At 60.6% G+C, this 11237-nt stretch carries 7 protein-coding genes; 5 read left to right on the top strand and 2 right to left on the bottom strand.

Features of this window, described 5'->3' with window-relative positions; translation table 11 throughout:
* Positions 1-1169 precede the first annotated feature (1169 nt).
* The 5 genes from DUGA2_RS33930 (at position 1170) to DUGA2_RS32000 (ending at position 4499) form a co-directional block, all read left to right on the top strand.
* On the top strand, positions 1170-2171 hold the full coding sequence (locus DUGA2_RS33930) for a hypothetical protein (protein WP_141753453.1): 1002 nt from the start codon (positions 1170-1172) through the stop codon (positions 2169-2171).
* Between the two features lie 6 nt (positions 2172-2177).
* Positions 2178-2612 (top strand): hypothetical protein, encoded by a 435-nt coding sequence (locus tag DUGA2_RS32005; RefSeq protein ID WP_070273308.1) that lies wholly within the window; start codon positions 2178-2180, stop codon positions 2610-2612.
* A gap of 151 nt (positions 2613-2763) precedes the next feature.
* Positions 2764-3150: a polymorphic toxin type 15 domain-containing protein gene (locus DUGA2_RS35055; RefSeq protein ID WP_141753452.1), complete on the top strand. Its 387-nt coding sequence runs from the start codon at positions 2764-2766 to the stop codon at positions 3148-3150.
* Positions 3147-3674, top strand: coding sequence for a DUF1851 domain-containing protein (locus tag DUGA2_RS34150; RefSeq protein WP_071659010.1), 528 nt, complete (start codon positions 3147-3149; stop codon positions 3672-3674). Before DUGA2_RS35055 ends, DUGA2_RS34150 begins: the two co-directional genes overlap by 4 nt.
* 363 nt (positions 3675-4037) lie before the next feature.
* Entirely contained in the window at positions 4038-4499 is a 462-nt protein-coding gene (locus tag DUGA2_RS32000) for a helix-turn-helix domain-containing protein (protein ID WP_373994869.1), read from the top strand.
* Position 4500: 1 nt separating this feature from the next.
* Here DUGA2_RS32000 and DUGA2_RS34290 read toward each other — a convergent pair whose 3' ends face one another.
* Positions 4501-5178 (bottom strand): PEP-CTERM sorting domain-containing protein, encoded by a 678-nt coding sequence (locus DUGA2_RS34290; protein ID WP_070273307.1) that lies wholly within the window; start codon positions 5176-5178, stop codon positions 4501-4503.
* Positions 5179-5226: 48 nt separating this feature from the next.
* Positions 5227-11237: SdrD B-like domain-containing protein (locus DUGA2_RS31990; RefSeq protein WP_210402616.1), on the bottom strand; the 6011-nt coding region annotated here is incomplete at its 5' end.

Genomic DNA, 11237 nt, shown 5'->3' with positions numbered 1-11237 from the left:
CGNGCTGCGCGCCGAAGCCGACGACGAGGATGACCGCGCTGGGACGTGACGACGAACGCCGCGCAGCACCGCCGGCCACATCACTCCGGTCGAGTCCGTACACGACAACGCCAGTCGCTGCGCGATACCGCCAGCCGCTGCGCGGCATCCAACAGCCACGCTTGATGCGAAAGTGGGCCAACAAGGCGCGCTCGTTCCTCGCTTGCGGCCGCGCTGCGCCGGCAGTCAGGCCGAACGCAAAGGCACAGCCGCCTCGGGGGAAATCGTGCGCTGCGCGCCCGATTGTCACATAACGCCGCATTCCGCAAAGTCGGCCCAGTCGTTACGCTGCGCTTCACTTGGTGGGCCGACCTCGCGGAACAGGCGTTATGTCTGGCGCCCCTCCCCGTCTGCCAAGCCATAGTGTGCGCCCTGGGGCGCAGGGCTTCGGCCAGGGTCACGGCGCGCGCGCCGCCGGCGCTTGCACCCGCGCGCTGCCGTCAGCCAGGTCGAACGCAAACCCAACGTCAACGGCAAACCCCAGCGGGCGGCAAGCCGCCCGCCTCCCAGAAAATTCAGAAAATCTTCGGCGATTGATAAATAGAAGTGATGGGTAAATTCGCCTATCGCTTTCTTTTCAAGGAGAACTTCATGAAAGCACACGTTATCCGTATCGAGCATCACGGCATTCCATTCAAGAACAGCAAACACGGCATCCTGCTGGTGACAGGTCTGTGGCACCACTACGTTCTGTTCCTGCCTTGATTCGATAAAGGGCCGGCCCCGCTGGCCCAACTGCCTGCTTCGAGGTCAAACCCCGACCTCGAAGCCATGTAAAAACCGGCACATTCGCCCTTGCCGGCGCGCGATAAATCGGCCAAACTCGCGTCCAGGATTTTTTTCGTTCTTTAACACACCGCACTTGGGCCGACCGGCCCACCAGCCCGCATCGCATCTGGGTTTTCGCCTCCGAATTACGACCGCTCGCGTCGGGGCCACGGATTGCTACAGATGCATTCGGCAATGCGCTGGGCAGCAGCCTGGCCGAAATTGGGAGAAGCCCATCATCGCAAGGGCAAGATCAACTTGCGCAACTGAACGCCAGCTTAAAGCGTGCCTCAACCGACAGCTTTACGGCCGAACTTGCAGGAAGTATCCCCCTTGAAGTAGATGTGACGGGTACACGTAGCTTGGCGTATCGCGACGGAAATACCAATTTCATATCCGAGTCCGCCACTGACACGCAGCGGATCAGAAATTTTGCGAACGGATATCTGACCACCGACATCCAGAGCGACACCTCGACCTTTACCAAAGCCGACATGAGCGCGATTGGCGCAACATTGTCATCAGAGGACGCACAGTACGTCAACCAGCGTATCCACAAGCTGAGCTATGACTATGATGCTCCCGGTCTTTGGCACGACTTTAAGGCGGGGGTAGATAATGTGCTTGGCATGGATCCGCTGCCAGTACGTACTCCAGAACTGGAGGCGGAACGCAGTGCACTGCTGGGCATTGGACAACAGTATGGTCGTGCTAACCCGGAAGCTATTTGGTCCACTGCCGCGCTGGTAGGCGCAGCGGCTGACGGACAGATTGGTGCTGCTGCTGTTATTGCAACCCAAAACACAAACCTGGCTACCCGGATAAACGTGGCACAGCACGCTGCCGCTCTTGATCAAGTAGCATTTGCTTTCGGATCGGCCGGTGCTGCAAGAGCAAACTTGTCTACACTTCGATATCAAGGAACGCAAAATACGATTGAGGTTACAGAGCCGACTGGGGGGTATGAGCGTACGATTAGCGCACGTAACCAGTACATGGGATCGACTCCAGACAAGTATTCTCGGACTGGTCGAGAAGTTGTTGAGCGGATGCGTTCGGAAGGATTAATCATCGGGGATGGCCCGCTCTTACGCGGTAATCCGAACGACTTGCATTTAGTCAATCCGAACGGAACTACTGTGCGAATTGGCGCGAATGTCGATATGGCGCATCAAATTGATGCAGTCACCTGGTGGAACCAGACTGGTCGCTTCTACGGTCCTAAGTCACCAGAAGTGCGACAATTCATGCTCGATCCGAACAACTATATGCTGCAACTTGGGTCTACAAATAGTGCAGCGGGAGCGCGCTTAGGAGAAACATATTTGCCTCCGGCCCCTGGTTTCGATAATTTGAAGAGGTAATATTTAATGGGTAATCAGTTTGAGTTAGATGAGCGCGTGCACGACGAAATTAAGACTCATTGCACCAGTGGTGACAAGTTGGCAGAAGCCGGAAAATTTGAGGCTGCCATTTCCGACTATAACAAGGCGTGGAAATTAATCCCGGAGCCCAAGAATGAGTGGGAGGCCGCGACTTGGGTGCTGGCAGCGATTGCCGATGCTTCCTTTTTAGGAGGCTATTTAACCTCCGCAAGAGAAGCACTTGAATATGGGATGACGTGCCCGGGCGCAATCGGAAACCCATTTTTACACTTGAGGTACGGGCAAGTTCTATTTGAACAGCATGAGGAAGCCCGAGCTACAGATGAGCTAATGCGTGCATACATGGGCGCTGGCCTGGAAATATTTTCCACAGAAGACCCAAAGTATCTGGCCTTTTTACGAACTCGCGCCAATCTTTAAATTTATCTCCAGCACCCGCCATGCCATCACTGTGCGCCGGAGTCCGTTCCGGCAATCGTACACGGCCTCGACCATCTGCCTTGTATGCACCTGGTCAAACGCTGACTCTTTAGTATTTTAAAAAAGCCGTCCCCAATCCACTGCTGTTCGCGTGGATAATGGGTACGGCTTCTTTTTTTTAGCGGCTAAGAACGGCGAGATTAAAGCAAACATAGAAGCTTTTAATGGTAATGGTCGACCTTCCAGCGCCGCATCGGCTATTAATCGATACCGGGACGCGAATCCAATCGTAGGTGACCCATTTGTGAACAATTTCAAAAGAGAAAACTCAACGAATACAACAAGGTTTGCAGTGCTGCACGAACCTGATATGGTCATCGGTGGCAAAGCCTCTGGAGTGACTGGATACGGTCTAGCGAACGTAAATAGTTCTCTGGGATCCCAAAATAACTGGCGTCAGTCGCAGATATATAATGCGGTTAACTCTATGCCGCCAGAAAGTTACATAGGCTTTATCTTTAAGACTGGAACACCATGATTTTTTTTGACCACTTTCGAATGACAAGCCCTTCATCTGGAGAGGCTTATGACAAGTTGGCTGATCTGGGACTTCAGCAAGGAGTCTACAATGAAGGACTTTTGCTAGTCCCTGATCTTTCTACATCCAAGCAAATTTTGGCTGGCTGGCAGCCGCTTTTGGGAGATGCGACTGTATTGGCAACCACTGCATTCGGCGATATTTTTTTTTGGTCGTCTCAATTCGAAGCCGTGTTTTTCCTGGAGGTACAAAGAGGACAATCAACATTTGTGACAAGAAATCTTGATTTTTTGTTCAATGACTTTCTTCTTAAACCGGAGATTCATGAAGACGTTCTTAGGGAATCGACTGCAGCTAAACTGTTTAACAAGCTTGGAGCGCTCAATGTCAACGAGTGCCTCGTTGCGGAACCATGGCTGCGGCACGGCGGTAACGGATCAATTGACACCTACACCCGCGGCAGTTTAGTTGTGTACTCAAATCTGGTTGCAACGGATGTGCTTAGCTCCATGAAGCAGGACTAGTTTGAATTGCTACAGATGCCTTCGGCAATGCGCTGGGCCAGAGTCTGGCCAAAGCGTATGTCAGTGACAGCAGCGCTTCAACCAAAGGTAGCAGTAGTGTCAGTGCTAATGATGACCCGCTGCGAAAATTCAGATTTGATGTATATGGAGCAAGCTACCCGGCGATGACATTGACATCGGAAGCAGATGCTCAACGCGATCAAATGGCAGCTGCCGGTTTTATCCCGTCAAACGCTATGCCACAAATGTCGATTGCGTGTTGATTTGCACCGAAAACTGACCCATCTTACCCCGTAATTTGCATCAGAATCTGACCCACGTTTAGACCACAATCCTACTTATGATGATGAGTAGGGGATTGGAGTGATCGACGTGGCACTACTTGGAATTATTAGACGCTGGCACATTCGTGACCAGATCCCCTTGAGAGAAATCGCCAGGCGATTGGGCATCTCTCGCAACACCGTCCGACGCTACCTGCGCTCGGAGATGACTGAGCCTTCCTATGCAGATCGGCGAACGCCGAGTGCGATCGACAAGTATGCGTTCCAACTATCGGGGATGCTAAAGGACGAAGCAGCAAAGTCTCGCAAGCAACGACGCACGTTAAAGCAGATCCACGAAGACCTAAAGCAGCTGGGTTTTGAAGGGACGTACGACAGGGTTGCAGCGTTTGCGAGGGTGTGGCGGGCGGGTCAAACTGAGCGGGTCAATTCGGCAAGCAAACGAACAATGAGGGCGGCTTCTTTTTTGCAAATCCAGGAATATCGTGCTGGAGGGGCGCGGTTCCACCGCGCCATCCGAAACGGACTAATTCAAGCGTGAGTTAAGCGAATTTTTCGCTTTTTTCCGATTTGCGGCGACCGATCAGGCCAACCAGGCCCAGGCCGACAGCCATCATGGCCCAGGTGTCGGCTTCGGGAACGGCCGACACGCCCAGCAGCGCTTGCGAACCGGCTGCGGTGTATTCGGTGTAGACATAGCTGCCGCCGATGCCGTGGTAGCTCAACGCGTCGCCCAGCATGGTGTAGGCGTAGCCGGCGACCAGGTCGTTGTCGGCTGCCAGGCCGCCAGTGGCTGGCAGGATCAGCGCGCCGGTGCCGAAGTCTTTATTGTCCAGCAGCTCCCACAAGGCCAGCTGGAAGGCGGCTGCCTGCTTGGCATTGTAGACGCCGTTGCTCAGCACCTTGCTGTACGACGTTTCGTACAGCGCGGCGATGTCGCTGCCAGGAGCAACTGGATTGCCACCGTAGTTGGCCTGGAAATCGGCCGGCGTGGTCGGATCGATGCAGAACGCCAGGGTGTTGACGTCGCCGCTCAGTTTCCATGGCGTGATGGTGGTGCCAAATGGTTCGCCGAAGAAGGACGCGTCGAAGTTGGCGTATTCGAATGCGTCGTCATGCGACATTTCCGACACGTTGATGGCGGCATGGCCGGCGCTGGAGAATGCCAGGGCGGCGGCAACGGCGGCGGCTTTGATTGCGGTGTTGAATTTGATGGTCATGATGAATTCTCTTTTTTAAAAGTTGTTTTAAAAATTGTTCTAAAAATCTTATACGTGCGATACAGGGCACTGGCCCACCAGGGTTGCCGCCGGCTCTGCGCCGATCAGGTCGGCGATGGTCGGTGCGGCCACGCCGGCTGCCGCCGCGTCTTCCCTGGCGACGTCGAAGTAGACGTCGGTCATGTCGGCCGATTTGCCATTGCTCAGAACGACGCTGCTGCGCTCCAGGTGCAGGTTGTTGTTGGCGTCGACGAACGGCAGTTCGGTGTAAGCCACCTTCAGGCTGACCACACCGGCGTCCTTCAACGACAGCAACTCGCCGGCGCCGGTCTTGCCGTCGCTGTTTTTGTCCTGCCAGATCAGCAGGCTGGAGAACTGCGCATCCTTGGCATCGACCACGCCGTCGTGGTTGCTGTCATAGGTCTCCAGCTTGGCGAAGCCTGAACCCTTGCTGGCGCCGCCGAACAGCTCATTGATGCTGTCGATCTTGCCGTTGCCGTTGCTGTCGATGGCCAGGAAGCCGTCGCTGCCGGACAGCCAGCCGGACTGGATCGCCTTGCCGGTGCCCAGCAAATCGAAGCTGCCCGTCATCGCCGAACGGGCGATGGTGTGGATGCCGTCGCCGTTCAGGTCGATCGCGATCGGGGTGATGGTGGCGTCCCAGCTCATGTCGTTCTTGCCCGAAGCCAGCGTGATGGTATCGGTATGGGTCACGTTGGTCAGCGCCTTGGCGTCGCCCACCACGTCCGAATCGATGGCATCGTTGCTGCCGGTGTTCTTCACGCCCCACTTCCAGTTGCTCATGTTGTAGGTCGTACGGTCGGACGAGAAGTACACGCTGACGTTGGTCTTGTCGAACACCAGGTAGTAGTCGCCAGGCGTCAGGTCGGCGAACTTGTAGTTGCCGTTCGCATCGGTCTTGATCGTGGTGCCGATCTGCTTGTTGGTGGCGGCGTCGAACAGGCCGACGCTGATGCCGCCGATGCCTTCTTCGCCGCTGTCCTGGATACCGTTGTGGTTAGCGTCGCGCCACACCTTGTCGCCGATGCTGGCCTTGCGGTAGATGCCGGCGTCCTCGGTGGTGATGTTCTGGCCCGTCGCCAGCGTGATCGCATCGGTGCGGCCGGTGTTGCCGCTGACATTGGTGATGTCCGAATCGTTGGCGTCGGTGCCCATGCCGGTCTTGGTGAAGTACCAGCCGCTGTTGTTGGTCACTTCCACCTTGTACGAACCGGCCTGCAAGCCATTGAACAGGTACTGGCCGCCGTCGTGGGTGACGGTGGTGGCCTTGAGCGCGCCGGCGGCGTCGTACAGCTTGACGGTGACGCCATCGACACCCTTCTCGCCGCTGTCCTTGACGCCGTTGTAGTTGGCGTCTTCCCAGACGGTGTCGCCGATGCTCGAGGCCTTGACCAGGCCGGCGTCGCGGGTGGCGTCCTTCACGCCCGAGTTCAGCGAGAACTGCGCGGTGGCGCCGTTGCTGCCGACGTCGGAATCGGCGGCGTCGTTGCTGCCCTGGTCCTGCTTGGTGAAGACATAGCCTTCCGGCGCGTCGAACTTGACCGAGTACTTGCCCGGGCCGACGTCGGTGAACGAGTACAGGCCGCCGGCATCGGTGGTGTCGGTCGCGATGACCACGCCTTTTTCATTCAGCAGCGAGACCACGACATTGCGCGCGCCGGCTTCGGTCGATTGCTGGATGCCGTCGCCGTTGGTGTCGTACCAGACCTTGTCGCCGATGGAGCCTTTCTGATACAGGCCGGCGTCCATATTGGTGGCGTTCTGGCCGGAGACGACCGTGATCGAACCCAGGTTGCCGCTGGCGTCCGCATCGCTGTCGACGTTGCCGTCGCTGCCCACGTCCTTGGCGGTGATCAGGTAGCCGGTCGGCGCCTTGATGTCCACCGAGTAGGTGCCGGCCGCCACGGAGAACTTGTAGTTGCCGTTGCTGTCGGTGGTGGTGGTCTTGACGATGTTGCCGTCGGCGTCGCGCAGGTTGACGGTGACGCCGGACTTGCCGCTGTCGCTGCCGTCGTCCTGCAGGCCGTTGCCGTTCTTGTCGATCCAGACCTTGTCGCCGATGGTGGCGGCGGCCAGCAGGCCGGCGTCGACGCTCTTGTCGACCTGGCCCGAAGCCAGGGTGACGACATGCGACAGGCCGTTGGCGTCCACGTCCGAATCGACGCCGTCGTTGCTGCCCTGGTTGGCCTTGGTGAAGACCATACCCTCCGGCAGCGAGGCCTTGTCGAACTGCACGGTGTAGCTGCCTGGCTTGAGGCCGGTGAACATGTAGTTGCCGTCGCAATCGGTGGTGACGGCGTTGCCCACCTGTTTGCCGTCGGCGTCGACCAGGATCACCTTGACGTCGGCCACGCCGCATTCGCCGCTGTCCTGGATGCCGTTCTTGTTGGTGTCCAGCCAGACGCGGTCGCCGATCGAGGCGGTCTTGTACAGGCCGGCGTCGACGGTGTTGTTGACTTCGCCTGCGGCCAGCTTGACGACATTGCTGACGCCATTGCCGCCGAAGTCGCTGTCCTTGGCGTCATCGCTGCCCGCGTCCTTGCCGGTGAAGGCGTAGCCGGACGGCGCGGTGACGGACACGGTGTAGCTGCCCGGATCGGCGGTGAAGCTGTAGTGGCCGGCGGTGTCGGTGGTGGTGGTCGCCACGATCTTGCCGGTGGCGTCCTTCAGCTGCACGGTGACGCCGCAGATGCCGGCTTCGCCGCTGTCCTGCACGCCGTTGCCGTTCTTGTCCTCCCACACGGTGTCGCCCAGCTTGGCTGGAACGGCCACCAGGCCGGCGTCCAGGTCGCTGTTGACGGCGCCCGAGGTCAGCGTGACCTGGCCGGTCTTGCCGGTGGTGGCGTTGGCGTCGGAATCCTTGGCGTCGTTGCTGCCCTGGTCGGCCGCGGTGAACAGGTAGTTGGCCGGCAGCGAGGCCTTGTCGAACTGCACGCTGTAGGTGCCCGGCTTCAGGTTGGTGAAGCTGTAGCTGCCGTTGGCGTCGGTGGTCGCGGTGGTGCCGGTCGGGTTGCCCGCCTGGTCCAGCAGGATCACCTTGACGCCGGCCACGCCGGTTTCGCCGGTGTCTTGCAGGCCGTTCTTGTTAGTGTCGTACCAGACCTTGTCGCCCAGCGTCGCGCCCTTGTAGAAGCCGGCGTCCACATCGTTGTTGGCCTGGCCTGGCGCCACGGTGATCAGGTCGCCCTGGCCGGCGGCGTTGACATCGCTGTCGATCGCGCCGTTGCTGCCGGTGTGCAGGCCGGTGGCCGTCATGCCGGTCGGCGCCGTGACCGAGATCGCGTACTTGCCTGCATCGACGGTGAAGCTGTACTTGCCGTCGGCGCCGGTGGTGGTGGTCTTGACGATGTTGCCCTGCTCGTCCTTCAGATCGACCTTGACGCCGACGATGCCGGCTTCGCCCGCATCCTGCACGCCGTTGCCGTTCTTGTCTTCCCACACGCGGTCGCCGATGGTGGCTTGCAGCGCGGAGACGCCCGCATCCAGATCATGGTTGGACGCGCCCGAGGTCAGCGTGACCTGCTGGGTCTTGCCGGTGGCGAGGTCGGCGTCGGAATCGACGGCGCCGTTGCTGCCGTTGTGGGCGCTGGTGAACACGTAGCCGGTGCCCAGCGTGGCCTTGTCGAACTGGACGCTGTAAGTGCCCGGTTTCAGGTTGTTGAACAGGTAGTGGCCGCCGACGTCGGTGGTGGCGGTGGCCACGGCGGCGCCGGTGGCGTCGAGCAGCGTGACCTTGACGCCGGCGCGGCCGGTTTCATTGGCATCCTGCACGCCGTTGCGGTTGGCGTCGTTCCAGACGGTGTCGCCCAGTTCGGCGAACTTGAACAGGCCCGCGTCCACGGTGTTGTTGACCTGGCCGGCCGTCAGCGTGACGTTGCCGCTCTTGCCTACGGCGTTGATGTCGCTGTCGGCTGCCGCGTTGCCGCCCTGGTTTTGCGCGGTGATACCGTAGCCGGCAGGGGCCGTGACGGCGATCGAGTAGGTGCCGGGATCGACGGTGAAGCTGTACTGGCCGCCGTCGTGGGTGACGGTGCTGTTGACGACGTTGCCCAGGCTGTCCTTCAGGTCGACCTTGACGCCGTCGATGCCGGTTTCGCCGCTATCCTGCACGCCGTTGCCGTTCTTGTCTTCCCACACGCGGTCGCCCAGCGTGGCTTGCTGCACGGTCAGGCCGGCGCGCAAGGTCAGGTTGTCGCCCGAGGCCAGCGTGACCTGTGCGGTCTTGCCGGTGCCGGTGTCGGCGTCCGAACCCGCGCCGCCAGGGCCGCCCTGGGCAGCCGAGGTGAAGTTGTAGCCGGCCGGCAGCGTGCTCTTGTCGAACTGCACGCTGTAGACGCCGGGCGCCAGGCCGTTGAACTGGTAGTGGCCGTTGGCGTCGGTGACGGCGGAAGCGCCGGCCACCGGATTGCCGCTGGCGTCGAGCAGGATGACCTTGACGCCAGCTGCGCCGACTTCGCCGTTGTTCAGGCGGCCGTCGCGGTTGGCGTCGATCCACACGATTTCGCTCAGCGAAGCCGGGCGGTACACGCCGGCGTCGAGGTCCGCGTTGTTCTGGCCGGAGACCAGCGTGACGCTGGCACTGTTGCCATCGGCGCCGACATCGCTGTCCAGCGCGCCATTGCCGCCCTTGCCCGCGCCGGTGAAGACGAAGCCCGCAGGCGTCGCCACCGATACGCTGTAGGTGCCTGGGTCGACGGTGAAGCCGTACTGGCCGCCGTCATGGGTGGTGACGGTGCTGACCACGTGGCCGTCGGCCGCCTTGAGCGAGACGACCACGCCGTCCACGCCCTGCTCGCCCGCGTCCTGCACGCCGTTGCCGTTCTTGTCTTCCCACACGCGGTCGCCCAGCGTGGCTTGCACCACGACGATGCCGGCGTCCAGGTCCTGGCCGTGGTCGCCCGAATTGAGCGTGACCTGGCCGGTTTTGCCGGTGTTGACGTGGGCGTCCGAATCGGGNGCGCCGTTGCCGCCCTGGCCGGCGTTGGTCAGCACGTAATTGGCCGGCAGCGAGGCGGTGTCGAACTGCACGCTGTAGGTGCCCGGCTTGAGGTTGGTGAAGCTGTAGTTGCCGCTGGCATCGGTGGTCGCGGTGGCGCCGGCCGGATTGCCGCTGGCGTCCAGCAGGATGACCTTGACGCCGGCCACGCCGGCTTCGCCCGCGTCCTGCACGCCGTTCTTGTTGGCATCCAGCCAGACGCGGTCGCCCAGCGTCGCGCCCTTGTAGAAGCCGGCGTCGATGTCGTTGTTGGCCTGGCCGGCGGTCAGCGTGAACTGGTCGCTCTGGCCGTTGGCACCGGTGTCGCTGTCGGCGGCGGCGTCGCCGGCGTGCTGGCCGGTGGCCGTGTAGCCCGCAGGCGCCGTCACCGAGATCGAGTACTTGCCCGGATCGACGGTGAAGCTGTACTTGCCGTCGGTGCCGGTGGTGGTGGTCTTGACGACGTTGCCCTGCTCGTCTTTCAGATCGACCTTGACGCCGACGATGCCCGCTTCGCCCGCATCCTGCACGCCATTGCCGTTCTTGTCTTCCCACACGCGGTCGCCCACGGTGGCTTGCGTCACCACGATGCCTGCGTCGAGGTCGTGGTTGACGGCGCCCGAACCCAGCGTGACTTGCTGCGTCACACCGTTGGCGCCGGCGTCGGAATCGGCCGCGCCGTTGCCGCCGGCGTGGGCGGTGGTGAACTCGTAGCCGTCGCCGATGGTGGTCTTGTCGAACTGGACGCTGTAAGTGCCCGGCTTGAGGTTGTTGAACAGGTAGTGGCCGCCGTTGTCGGTGGTCGCGGTCGCCACTGCGGCGCCGGTGGCGTCCAGCAGCGTGACCTTGACGCCGGCGCGGCCGGCTTCGTTGGCGTCCTGCACGCCGTTGCGGTTGCCGTCGACCCAGACGGTGTCGCCCAGTTCTGCCAGCTTGACCAGGCCGGCGTCGATGCTGTTGTTGGTCTGGCCGGCCTGGTCAAGCTGGCAGAACTGGGCGACACCGTCTGGGTCGACGGCAACCGCAACGGCGTGCAGGACGCCAACGAAGCCGGCCGCGCCGG

This window comes from Duganella sp. HH101, from assembly GCF_001758795.1.
In the GTDB taxonomy this organism is placed as follows: domain Bacteria; phylum Pseudomonadota; class Gammaproteobacteria; order Burkholderiales; family Burkholderiaceae_D; genus Rugamonas; species Rugamonas rivuli.
This window is presented reverse-complemented; position numbering and strand designations above follow the sequence as displayed.

Coding starts and splice junctions, on each gene's coding strand:
- DUGA2_RS32005 (WP_070273308.1), top strand. CDS start 2,178: ATGGGTAATCAGTTTGAGTTAGATGAGCGCGTGCACGACGAAATTAAG.
- DUGA2_RS34150 (WP_071659010.1), top strand. CDS start 3,147: ATGATTTTTTTTGACCACTTTCGAATGACAAGCCCTTCATCTGGAGAG.
- DUGA2_RS34290 (WP_070273307.1), bottom strand. CDS start 5,178: ATGACCATCAAATTCAACACCGCAATCAAAGCCGCCGCCGTTGCCGCC.